The 23,490-nt window shown below is 60.8% G+C and carries 17 protein-coding genes and 1 riboswitch; of the genes, 6 read left to right on the forward strand and 11 right to left on the reverse strand.

Annotation, left to right across the window (positions count from 1 at the left end):
* The 7 genes from ubiC to pgi form a co-directional block, all read right to left on the reverse strand.
* Positions 1-528, reverse strand: coding sequence for a chorismate lyase (gene ubiC, locus NV64_RS17400; protein ID WP_056235041.1), 528 nt, complete (start codon positions 526-528; stop codon positions 1-3).
* Between the two features lie 45 nt (positions 529-573).
* A complete protein-coding gene (psiE, locus tag NV64_RS17405; RefSeq protein ID WP_056235038.1) occupies positions 574-990 on the reverse strand; it encodes a phosphate-starvation-inducible protein PsiE in 417 nt (138 codons plus the stop codon).
* A 158-nt stretch (positions 991-1,148) separates the two neighbouring features.
* On the reverse strand, positions 1,149-3,242 hold the full coding sequence (locus NV64_RS17410; RefSeq protein WP_056235036.1) for a YjbH domain-containing protein: 2,094 nt from the start codon (positions 3,240-3,242) through the stop codon (positions 1,149-1,151).
* Positions 3,242-3,997: a capsule biosynthesis GfcC D2 domain-containing protein gene (locus tag NV64_RS17415; protein WP_101506423.1), complete on the reverse strand. Its 756-nt coding sequence runs from the start codon at positions 3,995-3,997 to the stop codon at positions 3,242-3,244. Before NV64_RS17415 ends, NV64_RS17410 begins: the two co-directional genes overlap by 1 nt.
* Entirely contained in the window at positions 3,994-4,641 is a 648-nt protein-coding gene (locus NV64_RS17420; RefSeq protein ID WP_101506424.1) for a YjbF family lipoprotein, read from the reverse strand. The genes NV64_RS17415 and NV64_RS17420 overlap by 4 nt, the downstream gene beginning before the upstream one ends.
* Positions 4,642-4,716: 75 nt before the next feature.
* On the reverse strand, positions 4,717-4,956 hold the full coding sequence (yjbE, locus tag NV64_RS17425) for an exopolysaccharide production protein YjbE (RefSeq protein WP_072166337.1): 240 nt from the start codon (positions 4,954-4,956) through the stop codon (positions 4,717-4,719).
* A 526-nt stretch (positions 4,957-5,482) separates the two neighbouring features.
* Complete coding sequence (gene pgi, locus NV64_RS17430; RefSeq protein ID WP_056235028.1) at positions 5,483-7,129, reverse strand: glucose-6-phosphate isomerase; 1,647 nt, start codon at positions 7,127-7,129, stop codon at positions 5,483-5,485.
* A gap of 373 nt (positions 7,130-7,502) precedes the next feature.
* Positions 7,503-7,695, forward strand: a riboswitch (Lysine riboswitch).
* 81 nt (positions 7,696-7,776) lie between these two features.
* Between pgi and lysC the strand changes: the two genes are divergently transcribed.
* Both lysC and panS read left to right on the forward strand, forming a co-directional pair.
* On the forward strand, positions 7,777-9,129 hold the full coding sequence (gene lysC, locus NV64_RS17435; protein WP_056235025.1) for a lysine-sensitive aspartokinase 3: 1,353 nt from the start codon (positions 7,777-7,779) through the stop codon (positions 9,127-9,129).
* Positions 9,130-9,433: 304 nt separating this feature from the next.
* Positions 9,434-10,357 (forward strand): ketopantoate/pantoate/pantothenate transporter PanS, encoded by a 924-nt coding sequence (panS, locus tag NV64_RS17440; RefSeq protein WP_056235022.1) that lies wholly within the window; start codon positions 9,434-9,436, stop codon positions 10,355-10,357.
* Positions 10,358-11,042: 685 nt separating this feature from the next.
* On the opposite strand, the gene NV64_RS17445 is transcribed toward panS, so the two are convergent.
* Together NV64_RS17445 and metH are read right to left on the reverse strand one after the other, a co-directional pair.
* The gene (locus NV64_RS17445; RefSeq protein WP_056235014.1) at positions 11,043-12,677 is read right to left on the reverse strand and encodes a Na/Pi cotransporter family protein; all 1,635 of its coding nucleotides are present in this window, start codon (positions 12,675-12,677) and stop codon (positions 11,043-11,045) included.
* A 256-nt stretch (positions 12,678-12,933) separates the two neighbouring features.
* Positions 12,934-16,617 carry a methionine synthase gene (metH, locus tag NV64_RS17450; RefSeq protein ID WP_101506425.1) on the reverse strand — a complete coding sequence of 1,228 codons (3,684 nt, stop codon included), beginning with the start codon at positions 16,615-16,617 and terminating at the stop codon, positions 12,934-12,936.
* A gap of 199 nt (positions 16,618-16,816) precedes the next feature.
* On the opposite strand from metH, the gene iclR reads away from it, so the two are divergent.
* The 4 genes from iclR (at position 16,817) to NV64_RS17470 (ending at position 19,970) form a co-directional block, all read left to right on the forward strand.
* On the forward strand, positions 16,817-17,650 hold the full coding sequence (iclR, locus tag NV64_RS17455) for a glyoxylate bypass operon transcriptional repressor IclR (RefSeq protein ID WP_056235008.1): 834 nt from the start codon (positions 16,817-16,819) through the stop codon (positions 17,648-17,650).
* 82 nt (positions 17,651-17,732) lie between these two features.
* Entirely contained in the window at positions 17,733-18,398 is a 666-nt protein-coding gene (locus NV64_RS17460; RefSeq protein WP_056235004.1) for a CDP-alcohol phosphatidyltransferase family protein, read from the forward strand.
* Positions 18,391-19,041: a 1-acyl-sn-glycerol-3-phosphate acyltransferase gene (locus NV64_RS17465; protein WP_101506426.1), complete on the forward strand. Its 651-nt coding sequence runs from the start codon at positions 18,391-18,393 to the stop codon at positions 19,039-19,041. Before NV64_RS17460 ends, NV64_RS17465 begins: the two co-directional genes overlap by 8 nt.
* Positions 19,038-19,970, forward strand: a complete 933-nt coding sequence (locus NV64_RS17470; protein ID WP_101506427.1) for a phosphatidate cytidylyltransferase — start codon at positions 19,038-19,040, stop codon at positions 19,968-19,970. Before NV64_RS17465 ends, NV64_RS17470 begins: the two co-directional genes overlap by 4 nt.
* Here NV64_RS17470 and aceK read toward each other — a convergent pair.
* The gene (gene aceK / locus NV64_RS17475) at positions 19,961-21,700 is read right to left on the reverse strand and encodes a bifunctional isocitrate dehydrogenase kinase/phosphatase (RefSeq protein WP_101506428.1); all 1,740 of its coding nucleotides are present in this window, start codon (positions 21,698-21,700) and stop codon (positions 19,961-19,963) included. The two genes, NV64_RS17470 and aceK, sit on opposite strands and share 10 nt — an antisense overlap.
* Before the next feature lie 334 nt (positions 21,701-22,034).
* Positions 22,035-23,342: an isocitrate lyase gene (gene aceA / locus NV64_RS17480; RefSeq protein ID WP_056234991.1), complete on the reverse strand. Its 1,308-nt coding sequence runs from the start codon at positions 23,340-23,342 to the stop codon at positions 22,035-22,037.
* Positions 23,343-23,490: the final 148 nt, after the last annotated feature.

Here is a 23,490-nt window from a genome sequence, read left to right on the forward strand (position 1 = left end):
TCAGGATCTCTGCTCTGGCGCCAGGCTGGCATACAGCGGCGAAGCGGGTAAAAACAGTTCGGTCAGCAGCAGCGGCTTGCCCGTGAGGCGCAGGCGCGAGCGCCGTGCCCACAGCGCGCCGTGGTGGCCGACGTCAATAAAATCGCGGGTCAGGGTTGAGCTGGCAAACAGATAGCGCCCCAGCGGCACGCTGCCCAGCTGCTGCAGCTTCTGCTCCGGCCCGACCAGCGTTGACTCCGGCACCAGCGTGCGCGCCACCAGCCAGGGTACGCCGTCGCCGCACAGCTCAATTTCACGCAGCCAGTAGCGCGGCTCGTCAGGCAACAGCGCTGACTCTTCCGGCCAGGCGTCTCCGCCGACAAAGCCTTCGCGCAGCACGTTGACCGTCACCTCACCGCAGTAGCGTTCAAAACGCCGGGTCATTGAGTCAACTTCCATCAGCCAGTCAAGCAGGGGGGCGGTCAGCAGGGGTGAGGATTCGGGCAGCCAGTCGATCGCGCGCAATGGCGACAGCGCGTTCTCAGCCATAACACTTCTCCGTAAAAATGGGGTACCCGAGTGTACCCCATTTTCTTACTCGCGTTTCAGGCGGTTACTGTTCGCCAGCCACAGAGTGCACACCAGGATAAGAATGGCGAAGGTGTAGGCCAGCGTATCCAGCGGATTTTTATGGTCGACGATAATCAGGCGGATAATCGCCGTGATGCCGATATAGACGAAGTAGCGTAGCGGGAAGTGGTAGCCCGACTGGAAGTATTTGACGATCAACGCGATAAATTCAAAGTAGAGAAAATAGATCACGATGCCTTCAATCAGCAGGTAAGACGAGGTCTGCTCGCCGGTGTTCAGCAGCACGTTGGCCAGGTGGATGGTCTCTTTACCGAGAAAAATCACCAGGATCACGGCCAGCGCAATCAGGCCGGCGTTCAGCACCATCTGCAGGGCAAAAGCCAGCCGGGTGGCCGGGGTGTTATGGGCGGGGGGAGTCATGGGTCATACCTCAACGTCATTGTTATCTGGCGGGAAAACCGCTGCTGATACTATGCTTGAGTGTGACACAGATCACAAGACACCCCGCCGGATGCGGGGCAATAGCGGGGTCAGCGCCGGCCCGTACGGCTAACCGTGGCGGGCCGGCGCTGGCAGGATCAGCGGTAGTTAATATCGCGATCGCTGGTCAGGTCATAGAGGTTGTACTTACGACCCAGCTGCTGGCCACCGTCACGCGTCAGCGGTGTCCAGTTGATCTGGGCGCGGCCGCGGATCGGGTCGAGGCTGAACAGATCCATCGGGATGGAGACGTAGAACCCTTTGGTGAAGTCCCCTTCGCCATACTCTTCCGACGAGACGTTGGTTTTGGTGGCGTAGACGCCGACGGCCACGCCGCTGTCGAAGCGTTTGGAGACGTCAACGGTCACGCCCTTATCCTCCGCCAGATACTGCCCGACGCTGGCCTTGACCAGCACGCCCTCGAAGAACCACGGCTGCCAGTAACCGGTCAGATTGCCCACCTTGGCCTTGTAGTTGGTGAACTTCATCATGTTGTCCCAGTCACGCTGCTTAACGTAGTTGGCATCGACGCCAATCGCCCAGCTGGCGTCCAGCGGACGATAGAGCAGTTCACCGCCGACGCCGCCGTACATGGTCTCCAGATAACCACCGTACACCTGGCCGTAGAAATCACCGCCGAGGTGGCGCATGTAGTTGGCCTGCAGGTTGTTGACGTAGGCGTCGTTTTCCACGTACTCGCGGATGTGGGTACGCACCCGCGGCAGGCTCGAGTCGCCCGGCGCGCCGTCGTAGTTAAAGCGGTTGTAGTTGTTGGCCACGTTGACGAACACGCTGCCGTCAATCAGCAGGTGGTTGGTCAGCCAGTAGCTGGCGTTAGCCGACACGCCCACCTGGTACATGTAGAAGCTTTCCGGGCCGCCAACCGACTGGTTGAGCACCGGCGACAGGCTGTAGTCGAGGCGATCGCCGTCGATGTAGAAGCCCTGCTCGGCGTTCTCCGGCAGGTGCGGGTTGATACGCACCTGACGCAGCGTCTCTTCATGCCCCAGCGGATAGCCTTCCAGCTGGCGCTTCAGGCTGACAACGTCGGTTTCGGTGGTCACCTGCGGCATATTATTGCGGATCTCGGTGACGCGGATCTTCTCTACGCCTTCCGGCAGATGGTTGGCGAGAATCACGTTTGCGCGCTCCACGCCGCGAGCGGTGTCGCGGTATTTGGTCTGCTCACCACTTGCGTACAACGTGTCGCCTTTCACCTGAATGCGCGGCGCGTCGAAGCCGGCGTTGTATTTCAGGTCGGTCAGCTGCGCGGCGGTGGTGGTCGGCTCGAGGAACCGCTCCTGCGGCTGCGGGTTGTAAGCCGGTACCGGCTTATCACGCTGCACCTGGGTATTGTCGTTAAAGTTGGTGCGCAGGGTGAAGCCCGCCATAAAGGTGTTGCCACGCTCGTAGCTGACGTTGACGTCCGCCCAGTCGGTGACGCGGTAAATGGCTCCGACGTTGAACTTACTTTTCTGCTCCAGCTTGCCGGCAAAGTCACCCTGGTAATCGTTGCCTTCGTATTCGGCCTTCAGGCGCAGCGGCTGCCACGGCGTCTGGTATTCGATACCGCCGAAGATCGCAGCCGGACCGTGGAAGGCGTTGCTGATGCTGACCGACCCCGGCGTGCCGTTGCTGCCGTCACGGTAGCAGTATTTATCGCTGGCCCGGCAGAACGGGTTAGTCACGTTGCCGCTGTTGCCCAGGTAGCCAAAGCCCATGCCGAGGGTGAAGTCAAACGGCCCCCAGGCCTTGGTCGCCACCAGGTATTCACTGTCAAACAGGCCGGTACCGCCCAGATCGCGGGTGCCGACCGCCACTTCCGGCAGCCAGAAGCCCTCTTCCCACAGGCGCAGCTTGAGGTCAAACGCCTTGTCTTTGTAGCTCTGATTGCCGCTGAACTCTTCCGAGCCGCTGTATTGACGGGTACGGACGTCAGTGTAGCGCACGGTCGCTTCCAGCCACGGGAACAGCGCTACCGAAGCCGAGTAGAAGCGATACTGATCGTTGTTACGGTAGTTGAGGCTGAACTCGCCCTCTTTCGCCATCCGCGCGGTCGGCACCTGCATCAGGCCGACGCCGCCGAAGTCAGACTGTGACGGACCGACAGGTTCCGGGTAAGAAGCCGCCTGTGCCTGCAACGCGCAGGTGACAGAGAATGAGAGCAGGCTGAGAAGGTAACGTTTTTTCATCAGTCAGGGATCCGGTGCGTCAGAACAGATACGATCTGCTGGTTAAGATCGGCCAGGTCGCGCGGCAGCGTCCAGGAGGAGAAGCCTACAAAGATAATGCTGCCCGCGGCGGGCTCAACGTGGCGGCGGTTCCAGTAGGCGACCGGCACCTCGCTCACCTGCCCGTCCGGCGTTATCAGCTGCGCCGTATTGCGCTCCGCGCCGCGCACATGGTCACGCGGCTGCAGGTAGTCAGCCACGCTGCGCCCGGCCGCCCACGGCGTTGTTCCGGCACCGTCTACCGCACCGAACAGGGTCACGGAGGTCGGTTCGGCCAGGGTGTAGACGCTGTAGTCACCCACCAGCCGGCGGTTGGCGGAGGACGAGAGGCGAACCCGATCCGGGTCGAGGGATACCAGCTGACGGCCGGTAACCTTCAGCGCGGCAACCTGCTGACGCACGTTCTCGACCACCGCGGCCTGGGCGGCATCATCATCGCCGCGCAGCGCATCACGCCAGCCCGCCAGGCGTGCCAGCAGCTGCTGCTGTTGCTGCAGCGCCACCGCAGTGGCCTGTTTTTCAGCAATGACCGTGCCGGGCCACCAGGTTTTCCCCTGTAGCGCCGGGCTGGCCACCAGCTGGGCGAGGTTAGCGGCGTGGCTGACCTGTGCGGTCTGCTGCTGGCCGGGATAAAACACCGTAACCTGGCTGTCGGCCAGGGCCTGCAGCGACAGCGAGGCCGCTATCCCTGCGCATAAAGCGATCAGTTTTTTCATGATTTTGCCGGCTTCAGGATAGTGGTGGTCACGGGAAGATAGTCTGCGCCAAGGTCTTGCTCAGTTTTACGCACCTGGCCGCTGGTGGTATCGATCCAGAAGGTATTGCGCCAGGACTTACCGTTGCTGACCATAGAGACCTCTTCCTGCCAGACGCGGCAGGCGACCGGCTTCCCGGCTAACTGCAGCACCTCATCCTTCAGACGGGTAAAGCGCGAGACGGCTTCGCCGGCGCGCAGCTGGCCCTGTTCGGTCCAGCTCAGCGTTCGGGTCCAGCCGGCCCCCTCGGTCAGCTGCAGCGGATTACGCAGCGGATCCTGCTGCAGGTTGCTGACCTGGTTCAGGTTGTCGCTCAGGCCCAGGGTTTTGATTACGCGACCGTTCTGCGTCACCACCATCGCTTTATCGCTGGTGATCCACTTCTGCTGGCCGTTTTCATTGAAGCCCAGTACCACGAAAATTTGCTGACCGTCAGCGACACGCAAATACATGCTGGCATAAGGCAGCGCGTTAATGCGTTCAGCGGTCACCTGAATATCATCGGGGCCAAGGAAAGCCTGGGTCGCGGCGTCACTCAAGCCTTTTTGAGTGGCGGTACAGGCCTGTAACAGCAGGCAGATTAGCAGCAGAGGTAGGTTTCGCACCGGTTAGGATCCCTGAGCAAATAGGTGACGTAAAAAATAACCACACGGACGTGTGGTTATGTTTAAAAGTGATACTTAGCGGGTGGTGCTGGTGGTGGTAGTAGTGGTGGTTCCGGTATTAGAACCGTTACTGCCACCTGCTGCACCGACTGCAACGCCAGCAACAACGGCAACAACGCCGACGCCGATTGCGGTTGCAGCACCAGAAGACAGCGCGCCAGCTTCAACGCCAGCAGCGTCACCAGGTGCAGCAAACGCAGCAGAAGCACCCACTAAATACACAGAGGCTGCAGCAGCCCATAACAGTTTTTTCATTGCACTTTCCTTCATGAAATGAATGAACACCGGGGCCAGAATGGAACCCGGCACTCATAGTATGGGGAATAAAACTCCAGAAATCAGCGGACTAATAATAGTCGCTTTAGCCGGTCAGTTTCACTAATCCATGCTCAACAAACCGCTTTTTTGCACATTAAATTATGCAAAATAGCCATTTTACGAAACTTAATGCCAATTAAAGGCGGCAACAACACCCTGTTATGGTAAAAGCGCCTTAAATCAGATTAAGCACGACATGATGGTAATAATTAGTCATTTTTGCAAATAAAAGTTTATAAAATCATCCAGTTAAACTTTACATTAGCGGACATAACTAGAGATAAACGCGGGATATTTTCAAAAAAATCGGCGTAAAATGCGAGGAAAAAAAACGCATTTTAAGATTAATCCTAGAGAGGAGACGCACAGTTTCCACACGCCGATGCTGGAAAAAACGAAAAAAGACGACTGTTAAAAAACCCCGGTTGCCCGGGGTGGTGATGCGGTTCTGCGATAAGCCCGATTAACGCCAGGACTTATAACGGTTAATCAGGCCGTTAGTTGAGCTGTCGTGGCTGGTTACCTCTGTACCATCGGCCAGTTCAGGCAGAATACGGTTCGCCAGCTGTTTGCCCAGCTCCACGCCCCACTGATCGAAGGTGAAGATGTTCAGAATCGCACCCTGAGTGAAAATCTTGTGCTCATACAGAGCAATTAACGCGCCGAGGCTGAACGGCGTCACGTCGCGCAGCAGGATCGAGTTGGTCGGACGGTTGCCTTCAAACACCTTGAACGGCGCCACGTGCTCAACGGCGCTGGCGGCCAGACCGGCATCGGCAAACTCTTTCTCCACCACGTCACGGCTCTTACCAAAGGCCAGCGCCTCGGTCTGCGCGAAGAAGTTGGACAGCAGCTTATTGTGATGGTCGCCCAGCTTGTTGTGGGTGATCGCCGGCGCGATAAAGTCGCACGGGATGAGCTTGGTGCCCTGGTGGATCAGCTGGTAGAACGCGTGCTGGCCGTTGGTGCCCGGCTCGCCCCAGATGATCGGGCCGGTCTGGTAATCCACCGGGTTGCCGTTACGGTCAACGTACTTGCCGTTAGACTCCATATTGCCCTGCTGGAAGTAGGCGGCAAAACGGTGCAGATACTGATCGTACGGCAGGATCGCTTCGGTTTCAGCACCGAAGAAGTTGTTGTACCAGATGCCGATCAGCGCCAGCAGCACCGGCAGGTTCTGCTCAGCCGGGGTATTGGCGAAGTGCTGATCCATCGCGTGTGCGCCGCTCAGCAGCTGCTCAAAGTTGTCATAACCGATGGAGAGCACGATCGACAGGCCAATCGCCGACCACAGCGAGTAGCGGCCGCCAACCCAGTCCCAGAACTCGAACATGTTGTCGGTATCGATACCGAACTCCGCCACCGCTTTGCCGTTGGTGGACAGCGCGGCGAAATGCTTCGCGACGTGCTGCTGGTCGCCGGCCGCTTTGAGGAACCAGTCGCGCGCGCTCAGGGCGTTGGTCATGGTCTCCTGGGTGGTGAAGGTTTTGGAGGCCACGAGGAACAGCGTGGTTTCCGGGCTGAGGTCCTTCAGCGTTTCGGCGATATGGGTGCCGTCCACGTTGGAGACGAAATGCATATTCAGGTGGTTTTTGTACGGGCGCAGCGCTTCGGTGGCCATAAACGGACCGAGATCCGAGCCGCCGATGCCGATATTCACCACATCGGTGATCGCTTTACCGGTATAGCCTTTCCAGTCACCGCTGATGATGCGCTCAGAGAAGCCCTTCATCTTTTCCAGCACCGCGTTGACTTCCGGCATCACGTCTTTGCCATCGACCAGGATTGGCGTGTTGCTGCGGTTACGCAGCGCAACGTGCAGTACCGCGCGATCTTCAGTGCGGTTGATCTTCTCACCGGAAAACATTGATTTGATTGCCGACTGCAGGTCAGTCTCTTTTGCCAGCGCCTGCAGCTTATCGAGGGTCTCGCGGGTGATACGGTTCTTGGAGTAGTCCACCAGGATCTGATCGTCGAAGGTGGCGGAGAACGCGGTGAAACGGGCGCTATCCTTAGCAAACAGGTCAGCAATTTGCACATCTTTCATCTGTTCAAAATGCTGCTGCAGATCCTGCCAGGCAGCGGTTTGTGTCGGATTGATATTTTTCATAGCAACACACTCTTTTTATTTAAGAATCGTAAATCAGCCGGACGACAGTGTACGCGTTCGTCGCGCGACGCTGACCTTTTCCTGTAACAGGCACGAGCTATCATTGCGGCGTCGTCCGGGCGGCATCGTTATGCTAACTGCGGATGATTCGCACTAATCGTTTCAGTATGACGGCATCAGGCTGAAAATTATAGTCCGTGATGTGCGCAGAAAAATTGATGTTTTCGCCCAGACGGGCGTTTTTTTTGCCGCTGGCGATTAGCAGCGGTAATACCGCCAGCCCCTTCAGGAATATCAGTAATCATCGGCCGACTGTCGTTGACAGCGGGGGGATAAACCGATATTTCTATGCGCCTGTTTGCGCACCCGTGCGCAACCTGGAAGAGGCGCGTCGCCCAGGCAGTGTGTTGGAGGAACCGTATCCAGCGAAGGCATATGATGGGGTGCGACGCCGAGGTATTACCCACGCGGAGTGGGACGTATCGACCACAGGGGCTGAATCCTCTGGGTTGTCACCGGAACGTCTGATGAACAGACGTTTTGCAAGGTGGGGCGCTTCCGGGTGACTCGTAGTTTCTACGTCTGACCCGTTCCTGCTCTCCCCCTTGTGCCAAGGCTGATGGAAAATATCCTGACACGAGGTAGTCATGTCTCAAAATCTGATCGTAGCGAAGTTTGGCGGCACCAGCGTGGCCGATTTTACCGCTATGAATCGCAGCGCCGATGTGGTGCTGTCCAACCCGGACGTGCGTCTGGTCGTTCTCTCCGCCTCTGCGGGTGTAACCAATCTTTTAGTGACGCTGGCTGAAGGTAAACAGCTGGAGGAACGCGCGTACCTGCTGGACGATATCCGCCGCATTCAGTACGCCATTATCGACTGCCTGCAAGAGCCCGGCGTAATCAGCGATGAGATCGACCGCATGCTGGAGAATATCGCCATGCTGGCCGAGGCCACCGCGCTGGCGACCTCCACCGCGCTGACCGACGAGCTGGTCAGCCACGGCGAATTGATGTCGACCCTGCTGTTCGTTGAAATCCTGCGCGAGCGCCAGGTTAACGCCGAGTGGTTTGACGTGCGTAAAGTGATGCGCACCAACGATCGTTTTGGCCGTGCCGAGCCGGAGATCGCTACCCTGTCGACGCTGGCGTCGACCCAGCTGCAGCCACGTATTGCCGAAGCGCTGGTGGTAACCCAGGGCTTTATCGGTAGCGAAGATAAAGGCCGCACCACCACCCTTGGCCGCGGCGGCAGCGACTACACCGCTGCCCTGCTCGGCGAAGCGCTGGGTGCCAGCCGTATTGATATCTGGACCGACGTACCGGGCATCTACACCACCGATCCGCGCGTGGTGTCTGCCGCCAAGCGTATCGATGAGATTACCTTTGAAGAAGCCGCTGAGATGGCCACCTTCGGAGCCAAAGTGCTGCACCCGGCGACCATTCTGCCGGCCGTGCGCAGCGATATTCCGGTGTTTGTCGGTTCGAGCAAAGACCCGTCCGCCGGCGGCACGCTGGTGTGCAATAAGGGCCAGAACCCGCCGCTGTTCCGCGCGCTGGCGCTGCGTCGTCGCCAGACGCTGCTGACCCTGCACAGCATGAACATGCTGCACGCGCGCGGGTTCCTTGCCGAGGTGTTCAATATCCTCGCGCGCCACAGTATCTCTGTGGACCTGATCACCACCTCAGAAGTGAGCGTGGCGCTGACGCTGGATACCACCGGGTCGACCTCGACCGGCGACAGTCTGCTGACTCAGGCGCTGCTGACCGAGCTGTCATCGCTGTGCCGGGTGGAAGTGGAAGAGAACCTGGCGCTGATCGCGCTGATCGGCAACAAACTCTCCCAGGCCTGCGGCGTAGGCAAAGAGGTGTTTGGCGTGCTGGAAGGGTTCAATCTGCGGATGATCTGCTACGGTGCCAGCAGCTATAACCTGTGCTTCCTGGTCCCAGGCCAGGACGCGGAGCAGGTGGTTCAGCGGCTGCACCGCAACCTGTTCGAGTAATCGGGTCACTGAGTCATCGCGAAACCGGGCCTGGCCCGGTTTTTTTACGCCCGGAATAAACAGGCGGTCTCTGGCCCGCGCCTCGCCCCGCGTTAGCCGATCGCACTGCTTTCACCGCACTGACTTAGCTTTTTCTGCTGATATTCACCGCAGGTTTGCTGCTTTTTCACCCCACTTTTAATGCTATGATCTGTTCCCGCCGTTTCTGGTAACGGCGCCGTCTGCTATGGCAAATTGGGTTTACCGTCTTACCTGCGGAGTTTACACGCGGGATACATACAACATGATAAAAGGAAGTCTGGCTATGCTCGCCACCGTAACGCGACTGTTCCCCCTGTGGGCGGTCCTGCTCTCTGCTGCCGCCTACTATACGCCGGATACCTTTACCGGCTTTGGTCCGTACGTCACTTATCTGCTGATGCTGATTATGTTCGGCATGGGCGTGACGCTGAATATTGATGATTTTAAGCGGGTGCTGACCCGTCCGGCACCGGTGATTGCCGGGACGTTTCTGCACTATCTGGTGATGCCGCTGGCCGCGTGGGCGCTGGCGAAGCTGTTTAATATGCCGCCGGATCTGTCGGCGGGGATGATTCTGGTCGGCAGCGTGGCCAGCGGTACCGCGTCGAACGTGATGATCTATCTGTCGAAGGGCGACGTGGCGCTGTCGGTGACCATCTCTTCCGTTTCGGCGCTGGTCGGGGTGTTTGCCACGCCGCTGTTAACCAAATTCTACGTTGATACCCATATTCAGGTGGACGTGGTGGGCATGCTGTTGAGCATCGTGAAGATCGTGGTGGTGCCGATTAGCCTCGGTCTGGTGATCCACCATACGCTGAACGGCGTGGTGAAGCGCGTGGAACCGTATCTGCCGGCGTTTTCGATGGTCTGTATTCTGCTGATTATCAGCGCGGTGGTGGCGGGCAGTCAGAGCCATATTGCGTCGGTGGGTCTGGTGGTGATTATTGCGGTGATGCTGCATAACGCCATTGGCCTGCTGGGCGGTTACTGGGGCGGTAAGCTGTTCGGTTTTGATGAGTCAACCTGCCGCACGCTGGCGCTGGAGGTGGGGATGCAGAACTCCGGTCTGGCGGCGACGCTGGGCAAGCTGTACTTTTCACCGCTGGCGGCGTTGCCGGGCGCACTGTTCTCGGTGTGGCACAATCTGTCCGGGTCGCTGCTGGCGGGGTACTGGTCGGGTAAAGAGATTAAGGACGAGAAGAAGTAGCTTTCTCTCTTCAGGAAGAAGCCGGGGCGGGATGCTCCGGCTTTTTTTTGGGCGTTGCTGCTAAACCGGAGCCTCTGGTTAGGGGCATGGCTGCTAAACCGGCGCCTGGCTTATCGGGGCTGGGGCTGGGGCTGGGGCTGGGGCTGGGGCTGGGCGCAGATGATGGGTTGAGTTGGGTGCTTTTCTGATGCTTTCGTGCTTCTGGTTAGGGGCGTTGCTGCTAAACCGGCGCCTGGCTTATCGGGGGATGATGCGGAACGCGGACACGCCGTAAACCCGTCCCTGGGGGCTTGGCATCGCCCATCCATGGGCGCTGACAGTCCGCTTATCCGCATCACCCCCCGATTGCCTTTTTGCGATTGAATCGCTTTATCGGCATTCAAGCTTTGGGGATCATATCGTTCCCGACGAGCTGAACACTGGAATTAGCAGCGAAGCCCTTAACAGCAACAATGCAGCCTAAAAGGGAGTCCGTTGGGGGACAGGTTAGCCGGGCGTACGGCGCACGGATGCGCCGTCCGAGCCCCCAAGGAAGGGTTCACGGCGACCCGGCGATCTGCCCGCAACGGGCGACCCGATCGCCGGAATCAGCAGCGATGCCCTGGCAGCAAATAGGCCGCCGAACCAGGCACCTGAGTACAAAGCCACAGCCAGACAGGAAGTCCGTTGGGAGGCAGGTGACGATTTATCCCCGATCGTCATCGTTCTTGTCATCGTCCGGCTGCTCCAGCACGCTGTAGGCCACCGCGCAGAACAGCGAGTTCAGGCGTTTCATATCCCCCAGCAGGCCGAGATGCAGCGAGCTGGTCTCAATGCTCTGCACGTTCTGCTGGTGCAGCCTGTCCACGTGGGCGTGGGAGAAACGCCGGTTGGTGATGCGGAAACGGTGCTTGGCGCGGCGCAGCCGCCGGGCGCTGGTGATATCACGGGATAAAAATACCGACAGGCTGAGGCGCAGGTTACTGCCCAGCAGCTCCAGCTGCTCGTCCAGCTCCTGCAGCCCTTCCACGGAGAATGCCCGCCGCGCGGTCAGCGACTTACTCGCCACGTCGCCGCCCATACGTTCAAGAATATCGCCGGCCATCTCCAGGTTCAGCGCCATCTCGATAATCTCCGCCCAGCGGCGGGAATCCTCCTCGGCCAGATCCTCCTTCGGCATCTGCGCCAGATAGAGCTTGATGGCGGTATACAGCACGTCGACGTCATCATCCAGCTTGCGGATCTCGCGTTCCTGGCGTACTTCGCCGTGGATTACCTTACTGAACGACGCCAGCATCTGCTCCATAACGTCGCCCATCCGCAGCGTCTCGCGGGAGGCATTCGCCAGCGCCAGCGTCGGCGTATCCAGCGCGGAGGCATCGAGATGGCGCGGTTTCAGCCGCAGGTCGTTTTCCGGCTCTTCACGGATCAGCCGTTCGCACAGCGCCGCCATCGCGCCGGCAAACGGCACCATCGCCAGGCAGCGGATCAGGTTGTAGAACACGTGGAAGAAGATCACCAGCTCTTCATCATCCACCGGCAGCCGGTCCAGCCACGCCGCCAGCGGCTCAACGAACGGCAGCACGATCAGCAGGCCGATAAATTTAAACAGCAGGCTGCCCAGCGCCACCCGCTTGCCGGCGGCGTTGGCGGTACTGTTGTTAAGCATCGCCAGCAGCCCGCTGCCGAGGTTGGCCCCGATCACCAGGCACAGCGCCACCTTAAACGAGATCACCCCGGTGGCGGTCAGCGTGGCGGTGATCAGCACCGCCGCGAGGCTGGAGTAGCTGATAATGGCAAACACCGCGCCGATCAGCGCATCGAGCATCACGTCACCGGTCAGCGACGAGAAGATCACCTTCACCCCGGAGGCCTGGGTGATCGGCGTGGCGGCGGCGACGATCAGCTGCAGGGCCAGCAGGATCAGCCCCAGCCCGATAAACACCCGCCCCACCTGCCCGGCGCGGCTCTGTTTGCGCCCGAGGAAGAACACCACGCCGAAGAAGATAAACAGCGGCGACAGCCACGAAAGATCGAAAGTCAGGATGCGCGCCATCACCGCGGTACCGACGTCGGCACCGAGAATGATCACCAGCGCCGGGGTCAGCCCCACAAGGTTCTGGGCGACAAACGAAGTGACCAGCAGCGTGGTGGCGTTGCTGCTCTGCACCAGCGCGGTCACGCCGATACCGGCCATAAAGGCCATCGGTTTTTTGGCCACGCTGTGGCTCAGCACCCGGCGCAGGTCGGCGCCGTAGACGCGCATAATGCCGGTACGCACGATATGGGTACCCCACACCAGCAGCGCCACGGCGGATAATAAGTTCAACAGGGTTAACACCGTTCTTTTACCTCACTTCTGTGCTGCCGTCCGACCGACGGCACGTTTTCAATCATAAACCTTCAGGTGAAAGTTTAGCTGCTAAATCAAAAATCAGGTTTTTAATCAGCATGATATGTGTGAGTAAGGGGCAAATGCAGTAAGGATTTTGCTGAAAATGTGAGGGTTATCATAGCGGGCCAGGTGCAGCTCAGACGCGCGGTCGGCAGCCGTTTACGCAGGCTGCCGACCGAACTAGTGGAGTGCCGATGGTGGGTTAGTCAGCGTCATACCCGAGGTTCGGTGCCAGCCAGCGCTCGACCTCGCTGACCGGCATGCCTTTACGGCGGGCGTAATCTTCTACCTGATCGCGCTGCAGCTGGGCGACGGCGAAATATTTACTGTCAGGGTGGCTGAAGTACCAGCCGGAGACCGCCGCGCCGGGCCACATGGCGAAGGACTCGGTCAGCTTCATCCCGGTGCGGGCTTCCACGTCCAGCAACTGCCAGATGGTGGCCTTTTCGGTGTGTTCCGGGCAGGCCGGGTAGCCGGGTGCCGGGCGGATGCCCCGGTAGTTTTCGCGGATCAGCTCCTCGTTGCTCAGGCTCTCGTCCGGTGCGAAGCCCCAGATCGTCTTACGCACCTGCTCGTGCAGGTATTCGGCAAAGCCCTCCGCCAGGCGGTCTGCCAGCGCCTTAAGCATGATTTTGTTGTAGTCGTCGTGCTGCGCGTCGTACGCCGCGGCCAGCGCATCCTCTTCCAGGCCGCCGGTGACCGCAAAAGCCCCCAGGTAATCGGCTTTGCCGCTCGACTTCGGCGCAACAAAATCGGCCAGGCAGTAGTTCGGGAAGTCCGTTTTCTCTGTCTGCTGGCGTAAGTGATGACTCACTTGCAAAATTTCCGTGCGCGACTCGTCGGTGTAGATTTCGATATCGTCATCCACCCGGTTAGCCGGGAAAAGACCAACCACCCCACGCGGATTGAGCGTGCCGTCGCGGCTCAGCTGGTCGAGCATTGCGTTGGCATCGGCAAACAGCCGCTGCGCCTCTTCGCCCACCACCTCATCCTGCAGAATGCGCGGATACTTGCCGGCCAGCGACCAGGTCATAAAGAACGGCGTCCAGTCGATGTAGTGGCGCAGGGTTTCGATGTTAGCGCTCACTTCGATGACGCCCTGCTGCCGGACAGGGGGTGGCGTGTAGTTTTCCCAGTCAATTTTCGTGTCGTTGGCGCGCGCCACAGCCAGGCTGACCGGCGGCGTGCGCGGCTTTTTGCGCGCGTGCTGGATGCGCACGGTGTCATACTCTTTGCGGGTGCGGGCAACAAACTCGTCGTGCTGGCCGGCAGAAAGCAGCGCGGAGACCACGCCCACCGTGCGCGAGGCGTTCTGCACGTAGACCGTCGGCCCGCTGTAGTTCTGCTCAATTTTTACCGCCGTATGCGCCTTCGAGGTGGTGGCTCCGCCGATCAGCAGCGGCAGGGTAAAGCCCTGGCGCTCCATCTCCTTCGCCACGTTGACCATCTCATCCAGCGACGGGGTGATCAGCCCGGAGAGGCCGATAATGTCGGCGTTGTGCTCGCGGGCGGTTTTGAGGATTTTCTCCCCCGGCACCATCACGCCGAGGTCGATAATTTCGTAGTTGTTACACTGCAGCACCACGCCAACGATGTTTTTACCGATGTCGTGTACGTCACCCTTCACCGTGGCGAGGACGATTTTACCGTTGGTGCTGCCCTTCTCTTTGCTGGCTTCAATATAGGGCTGCAGCCAGGCCACCGCCTGCTTCATCACGCGGGCCGATTTCACCACCTGCGGCAGGAACATTTTACCCTCACCGAACAGGTCACCGACCACGTTCATACCGGCCATCAGCGGGCCTTCGATCACTTCAATCGGCCGCGCAGCCTGCTGGCGGGCGGCTTCGGTGTCTTCTTCAATAAATTCGGTGATGCCCTTCACCAGCGAATACTCCAGCCGCTTCGCCACCTCCCAGCCGCGCCATTCGGCCTGCGGCCTGGTGCTGTCGTCGTCGCCCTTGCTGCCGCGGTATTTTTCCGCCAGCGCCAGCAGCCGTTCGGTGCCGTCGTCGCGGCGGTTCTGCACCACGTCCTCCACCGCTTCGCGCAGGTCGGCCGGCAGGTCGTCGTAGATCGCCAGCTGGCCGGCGTTAACGATGCCCATATCCATGCCGTTGCGGATGGCGTGATAGAGGAATACCGCGTGGATCGCCTCGCGCACCGGCTCGTTGCCGCGGAACGAGAACGAGACGTTGGAGACGCCGCCGGAGATCATCGCGTGCGGCAGTTCGCGTTTGATGTCCTCACAGGCGCCGATAAAGTCCACCGCGTAGTTGTTGTGCTCTTCAATGCCGGTGGCGACCGCGAAGATATTCGGGTCAAAGATGATGTCTTCCGGCGGGAAGCCCACCTGTTCGGTGAGAATGTTGTAGGCGCGGCGGCAGATCTCGATTTTGCGTTCGCGGGTGTCGGCCTGGCCGACCTCGTCAAAGGCCATCACCACCATCGCCGCGCCGTAGCGGCGCACCAGCCGCGCGTGGTGCAGGAACGGCTCAATGCCCTCTTTCATCGAGATCGAGTTGACGATGCCCTTGCCCTGGATGCACTGCAGGCCCTTCTCGATCACCTCCCACTTTGAGGAGTCGATCATAATCGGCACGCGGGCGATATCCGGCTCGCCGGCAATCAGGTTAAGAAAGCGCACCATCGCCGCTTCGGCGTCGAGCATCCCCTCATCCATGTTGATGTCGATGATCTGCGCGCCGCTCTGCACCTGCTGCAGCGCCACGTCCAGCGCTTCGTTGTACTTCTCTTCTTTGATCAGCCGCTTAAATCTGGCGGAGCCGGTGACGTTTGTGCGCTCGCCGACGTTAACGAACAGCGTTTCCGGGCTGATGGTCAGCGCTTCCAGCCCCGCCAGGCGGCAGGCGACCGGGATGGCCGGCAGCGGGCGCGGTGCCACGCCTTCCACCGCTCTGGCCATCGCCGCAATATGTTCCGGCGTGGTACCGCAGCAGCCGCCGACGATATTCAGGAAGCCCGCCCGCGCCCATTCGCCAATCTGCTCCGCCATGATGGCCGCGTCGAGATCGTATTCGCCAAAGGCGTTGGGCAGCCCGGCATTGGGGTGCGCGCTGACGTAACCTTCGGCAATACGCGACAGCTCGGCGACGTACTGGCGCAGTTCGTCCGGGCCCAGCGCACAGTTCAGGCCAAACGACAGCGGTTCAGCATGGCGCAGCGAGTTATAGAAGGCTTCGGTGGTCTGACCGGAGAGGGTACGGCCGGAGGCATCGGTAATGGTACCGGAGATCATCAGCGGCAGCGTCACGCCCAGCGCCTCAAACTCGCTCTGCACGGCGAAGATCGCCGCCTTGGCGTTGAGGGTGTCGAACACCGTTTCAATCATGATGATATCGCAACCGCCCTCGATCAGCGCCCGCGTTGATTCACGGTAGGCCTCCACCAGCTGGTTAAAGGTGACGTTACGGAAGGCGGGGTCGTTGACGTCCGGCGAGATCGAGCAGGTTCGGTTAGTGGGCCCTAACACACCGGCAACGTAGCGCGGGCGCTCGGGCGTTTTCGCCGTCCACGCATCGGCGCAGGCGCGGGCCAGCTGTGCGGCTACCCGGTTAATCTCCGCCGACAGCGATGCCATCTCATAGTCGGCCATGGCGATGGTGGTGGCGTTAAAGGTGTTGGTTTCGAGGATATCGGCACCCGCCGCGAGGTAGCCGTTATGGATATCGCGGATAATGTCGGGTTGGGTCAGCACCAGCAGATCGTTGTTGCCCTGCAGATCGCAGGGCCAGCCGGCGAAACGCGTACCGCGAAAATCGTCCTCCTGCAGCCTGTAGCTCTGGATCATGGTGCCCATACCGCCGTCCAGCAGCATAATGCGTTTTGCCAGCTGCTGATGCAGCGCTTCAGTCCTGTTGCTCACCGTTCCTGCCTCTTCGCCATCGCCTGCTGGCCCCAGCGCCAGTAAGCCATACTGGCACAACTTTTGTACGGGTAACAGCAATCGCAGTTGAGAGTTGTTCAGCTTGTGCCCTGCTGGTCAGACCTGATTCGTAGCCGTTGCATTATTAGCCAATAAAACGAAAATGATTTCCACAGGATGAAACGTTAAGGAGTTCGTTATGGCTACCCCCGTCGTGGCTAAACGCGGCAAAAAACCGCGCCAGACCACCGCGCAAGGACCTAATGCTACCGGTCAGGTGCAGTCGCTGACCCGTGGTCTGACGCTGCTGGAACTGATCGCCGAGTCCCACGGCAGCGTGGCGCTGACCGAACTGGCCCAGCAGGCCGGGCTGCCCAACTCCACCACCCACCGGCTGCTAAGCACCATGCAGCAGCAGGGCTTTGTGCGTCAGGTGGGCGATCTCGGGCTGTGGACCATCGGCGCGCACGCCTTTGTGGTCGGCAGCAGCTTCCTGCAGAGCCGCAACCTGCTGGCGCTGGTGCACCCGATGCTGCGCACGCTGATGGAGCAGTCGGGCGAAACCGTTAATCTGGCGGTGCTGGATCTCAGCGACCATCAGGCGGTGATCATCGATCAGGTACAGTGTACCCAGCTGATGCGCATGTCGGCACCGATCGGCGGCAAGCTGCCGATGCACGCCTCCGGGGCCGGCAAGGCGTTTCTGGCCAACCTGAGCGAGCAGCAGGTGACCGGGCTGCTGCACCGCCAGGGGCTGCATCACTACACGCCAAAAACGCTGATGTCGCCGCACAGCCTGAAAGAAGATCTGGCGCGGGTGCGCAAAAGCGGCTACGCCTTTGATGATGAAGAGCACGCGCTCGGCCTGCGCTGCGTGGCGGCCTGCATCTACGACGAACACCATGAGCCCTTTGCCGCGCTGTCGATCTCCGGGCCGATCTCGCGCATCACCGATGACCGCGTCACCGAGATCGGCGCTCTGGTGATCAAGGCAGCGAAAGAGATCACCCGCGAATACGGCGGCGTGCGCTGATAAAAAAAATCGTCCCGGGCCGCGCCGTCACGGCGGCACCGGGAGCCTGCCCCACCTTACTTTCATCCTCTGGAGGATAAATATGGATAAGGACGTTCAGGACCGCCGTCCGGTCAAAACGCGCGACGCGCGCTGGGCCACCGCCGCCGCGCGTTGGCTGCAGCGCGCCGGCGCCACCCCTAACGGAATCTCCGTCGCCAGTATCGTCTTTGCGCTGCTGGCCGCCGTCTGCTTTGCCGTTGCCTTCCGTGGCGACGGCGACGGGCTGACCCGGCTGGCGATGGCCGGTGCCATTATCGGCATTCAGGGCCGGCTGCTGTGTAACCTGTTTGACGGCATGGTCGCCGTTGAGGGCGGGCTGAAGAGCGCGGTGGGCGCAATCTATAACGATATGCCCGACCGCATCTCTGACTCGCTGATTCTGCTTGGCGTCGGCTACGGCCTGACCAGCCTGCCGCTCGGCCCGACGCTGGGCTGGGCCGCCGCGCTGCTGGCGATGATGACCGCCTATATCCGCCTGCTGGGCGGCAGCTGCGGCCTGGCGCAGCGCTTCGCCGGGCCGATGGCCAAGCAGCACCGTATGGCGCTGCTGACCCTGGCGGCGGTGATAACCCTGCTGCTGCCCGGCTGGGGCCAGACGCTGTTGAGCATCGCGCTGTGGCTGATTATCGCCGGTACGCTGGTGACCTGCGTGCGGCGTACCCGGCTGGTGGCCGCCGCGCTGCGTAAGGAGGTGCCACATGAGTAAGCGCCGTTTATCCGCACGGTTGGTCAGCAGGCTGCTGGTGACGGCGTGCCGCCTGCTGACCGGTATCCGCTCGCGCTGGCACAGCGAGCCGGACGCCGGTAAAAACCGCATCTACTTCGCCAACCACAGCAGCCACCTCGACGGGCTGGTGATCTGGGCCAGCCTGCCGAAGCCGCTGCGCGATACGGTGCATCCGGTGGCCGCCGCCGACTACTGGCTGGGCTCCCGCCTGCGCCGCTATCTGGCGCTGCAGGTGTTCCGCGCGGTGCTGGTGGAGCGCCGCAGCGCCGCCACGGCGCAGGCCGGTGCTGCGGTGCGCCCGGATCCGCTGGAACCGCTGAAACAGGCGCTGGCGCAGCAGCACTCGCTGATCCTGTTCCCGGAAGGGACTCGCGGCGACGGTGAACAGCTGAACCGTTTTAAAAGCGGGCTTTATCATCTGTCGAAAGCCTGGCCGGAGGTCGAACTGGTGCCGGTATGGCTGGATAATCTCAACCGCGTACTGCCGAAAGGCTCGCGGCTGGTGGTGCCGATCATCTGCAGCGCCACCTTCGGCAGTCCGCTGCCGGGCGTGCAGGACGGTGAAGATAAGCAGGCATTTCTGGACCGAACCCAATCCGCGCTGGAGGCGCTGGCACCATGACCCAATGGGATGATTCTCTGATCTGGCTGCTCAGCGGTCTGTTTGGCCTGCTGCTGTTCGCCAGCATCACCGGCGGCATCATCGCGCGCTTTAAGCAGAACGCCACCGTCAGCAACCTGAACGCCCGCATCCGCGCCTGGTGGGTGATGTGCATTATATCGGTGCTGGCGATGCTGATCGGGCCGATCGGCTCGGTGGTGCTGTTTATGCTGATGTCGTTCTTCGCCCTGCGCGAGTGCATCACCCTGCTGCCCACCCGCCGCAGCGATCACGAGACGCTGTTCTGGTGCTTCTTTATCATCCTGCCGCTGCAGTATCTGCTGGTGGGCGTGCAGTGGTATGGGGTTTTTGTCATTCTGATCCCGGTGTATGCCTGGCTGTTTATTCCGGCACGGCTGGCGGTGGCCGGTGATACGCAGCACTTCCTGGAGCGGGCGGCCAAGATCCAGTGGAGCATGATGATCGCCGTTTACTGCATCAGCCACGCCCCGGCGCTGCTGATGCTGCAGATCCCCGGCTTTGAGCAGCAGAACATCAAGCTGCTGCTGTTCCTGATGATTGTGGTGCAGATCTCCGACGTGCTGCAGTACGTGTTCGGCAAGCTGTTCGGTAAGCGGCCAATCGTGCCGAAGCTCAGCCCGAACAAAACCGTCGAGGGCTTTGTCGGCGGCATCCTTTCCGCCAGCCTGGTGGGAATGGGTCTGTGGTGGATCACGCCGTTTGCCCCGTGGCAGGCGTTTCTGATCTCGCTGCTGATCACCCTGCTCGGCTTCCTCGGTGGGCTGTGCATGTCCGCCATCAAGCGCGATCGCGGGGTGAAAGACTTCGGCGCGATGATCGAGGGGCACGGCGGCATGATGGATCGCATTGATTCCCTGTGCTTCGCCGCGCCGGTATTCTTCCACGTGGTGCGCTACTTCTACACCTGAGCCGTCACGCCGCTGCCGTAGCGCTGAGCAAAGCGCTGACGGCGGCGGTAGGCAAACACGTCCTCAATATGACCGTCGCGGATGCGCTGCTGCAGTCCGCGCCAGTACGCCGCGCTGAACAGTTCGCCGTGCATCTCGTCAAACAGCGCGGCAATCGCCGGATCGGCGCAGAGCCAGTGGCGGAATTCGGCGGGGAACACGTCTTCCGGCGCCACGCTGTACCAGGGTTCGGCGCTCAGCTCATCTTCCGGATAACGCGGCGGCGGCACATCGCGGAAGTTCACCTCGGTCATATAGCTGATTTCGTCGTAGTCATAGAACACCACCCGACCGTGGCGGGTGACGCCAAAGTTTTTATACAGCATATCGCCGGGAAAGATGTTGGCGGCGGCCAGCTGTTTCACCGCGTTGCCGTACTCTTCGATCGCCTCACGGCGCTGCAGCGGGCTGGCCTGCTCCAGCCACAGGTTGAGCGGCGTCATCCGCCGTTCCATATACAGGTGGCCTATCACCAGCATTTCACCCTCCTCACGCAGGATCGACGGCACGTCGCGCTGCAGCGCCGCCAGCAGCGGCGGGCTGATGCGGCCGCGTTCGATGGCAAAGTGCTCAAACTCCTGGGTGTCCGCCATGCGGCCAACGCGATCGTGCTCTTTGACCAGCTGATAGCACTGGCGCACGCGGGCCGGCGTGACCTCTTTCTGCGGCGCAAACTGGTCCTTAATCACCTTAAACACCCGATCGAACCCCGGCAGGGTAAACACCAGCATCACCAGCCCCGGCACGCCGGGCGCGATAACAAAAGCCTCCTCGCTGCCCGCCATATAGTTGAGGTACTCGCGGTAGCTTTCGGTTTTACCGTGCTTCTGGCAGCCAATCGCCATATACAGCTCGGCGGTGGTTTTGCCCGGTAAGATCTCGCGTAGCCACTCTACCAGCGCGGCGGGCAGCGGCGCGTAAACCATAAAGTAGGAACGGGCAAAGCCGAACACGATGCTGGCTTCGCGCGGCTGGGTCAGGCAGGTATCGATCCACAGCTCGCCCTCGTCGCTGCGATGGATCGGCAGCAGAAAGGGGAAAACGCCGGAAGGCAGGCGCAGTTTGCCCACCAGCCAGGCGGCCTTGTTACGGTAAAACAATTCGTTAGCCACCTGCAGCGTGGCCTGCTGCAGCGCCGCCGCCGGGAAATGCTCCTGCAGATGCGCGAGGATAAAACCGACGTCGCGCGGCAGATCCTGCCACGTCAGGCGCAGCGGCAGGTCGGCCAGCAGCGCCGCCAGCAGCGGCCGCCAGCCCTGCGCGGCGTTAAAGGATTTCGCCAGCGGCCGTGGGATAGTACGGAAACGACGTTCAGGCTGTGAGCTGAAGATAAACAGCCGCTCCTCGGTCAGCGACTGATGGCTGAACAGGCGGCAGTAAACCGAGTTAAAAAAGCTTTCGGCAATTTCAAAGCGTGGATAGTCCGGCAGCAGGCCGGTGTAGACGGCTTTGACCTGCTGCAGAAAATGCTGGTCCGCCACCTCCGGCCCGGCCATGCAGCGCAGCTGCTCGGTCACCAGCCCGACGTGATGGTCGTAGAGGTGGATACGCGCCTTCATCGCCGCCTGTACTGCCGGCCAGTCGGCCTGCTCAAAGCGCTGCTGCGCCCCGGCGGTCACCTCCAGAAAACGCCCGTACTGGGCGTCAAATCCCTGCAGAATCGTCTGTGCAATCAATGTTTCTGAAGCCATCGGCTACCTCCACCCGCTATGACATCAATGATTTAGAGCATCCTGCTGGCGCGATCGCTCCAATACGTTAGCCCGTACACCCTCCGTTCCCCTGCGTTCAATAAGGCATCAGAGGAACACCGTTAGCCTCTCTGCTGGCGCGACCGCCCCGCTGCGTTGGTCCGTGCGCCCTGCAATCCCGGCGTTCAATAAGGCATCAGATGAGCGCCGTTAGTCTCTCTGCTGGCACGACCGCCCCACTGCGTGAGTCCGTGCGCCCTCCAATCCCCAACGCTTAATAAGGCATCGGAGGAACGCCGTAAGCCTCTCTGGCGCGGTCTGCCGACGGTGCGACTCAGAACTGCTGCTCTTCGGTGGAGCCGGTCAGTGCGGTGACCGACGAAGCGCCGCCCTGGATAGTGTTGGTGACCCGGTCAAAATAGCCGGTGCCGACCTCCTGCTGGTGGGAGGAGAAGGTGTAGCCGCGCTCGATGGCGGCAAACTCCGGCTGCTGAACCTTTTCCACGTAGTGGCGCATCCCTTCCCCCTGCGCGTAGGCTTTTGCCAGGTCAAACATGTTGAACCACATGCTGTGGATGCCGGCCAGGGTGATGAACTGGTATTTGTAGCCCATCTCCGCCAGCGCCTGCTGGAAGCGGGCGATGGTGGCGTCATCGAGGTTCTTTTTCCAGTTGAACGACGGCGAGCAGTTATAGGCCAGCAGCTTGCCGGGGAAACGGGCGTGGATCGCCCCGGCGAAGCGCTGCGCCAGCGCCAGGTCCGGGGTCGAGGTTTCGCACCACACCACGTCGGCGTAAGGGGCGTAGGCCAGCCCACGGGCGATCGCCTGCTCCACCCCGGCGTGGGTGCGGAAGAAACCCTCGGCGGTGCGTTCGCCACTGATGAATTCGCGGTCATACGGGTCGCAGTCCGAGGTGATCAGGTCGGCGGCTTCAGCATCGGTGCGGGCAATCAGCACCGTCGGCACGCCCATCACGTCGGCGGCCAGCCGGGCGGCGACCAGCTTCTGAATCGCCTCCTGGGTTGGCACCAGCACCTTACCGCCCATATGGCCGCACTTCTTCACCGACGCCAGCTGATCTTCGAAATGCACCCCGCCCGCCCCCGCCTGAATCATCCCTTTCATCAGCTCAAAGGCGTTGAGTACGCCGCCAAAGCCCGCTTCGGCATCGGCGACGATCGGCAGGAAGTAGTCGGTATAGCGCGGGTCGCCCGGCTCAATGCCGGCGGCCCACTGGATCTGATCGGCGCGCAGGAAGCTGTTGTTGATGCGCTCCACCACCGACGGCACCGAGTTCGCCGGGTAGAGCGACTGATCCGGATACATGCTGCCCGCCAGGTTGGCATCCGCCGCCACCTGCCAGCCGGAGAGGTAGATCGCTTCAATGCCGGCCTTCGCCTGCTGCAACGCCTGGCCGCCGGTCAGCGCGCCGAGGCAGTTAACGTAGCCTTTGCCGGCACCGCCGTTAAGCAGCGCCCACAGCTTTTCCGCCCCCTGCTGCGCCAGCGTACAGGCCGGATTAACCGATCCGCGCAGCTGCACCACCTCTGCCGCGCTGTAGGGGCGCAGGATGCCGTTCCAGCGGCTGTCGCGCCAGGTCTGTTCGGTCTGCTGAATCTGTTCGGTACGAGAAGTCATCATGGTGCTCCTTGTCAGGGTTCAGGGTTCAGGGTTCAGGGTTCAGGGTTCAGGGTTCAGGGTTCAGGGTTCAGGGTTCAGGTTCAGGTTCAGGTTCAGGTTCAGGTAAGCAGCTCGTAACCGGGCAGGGTCAGAAACTCAACCAGTTCGC

Origin of the sequence: Erwinia sp. B116 (genome assembly GCF_002865965.1) — a bacterium.
In the GTDB taxonomy this organism is placed as follows: Bacteria; Pseudomonadota; Gammaproteobacteria; order Enterobacterales; family Enterobacteriaceae; genus Erwinia.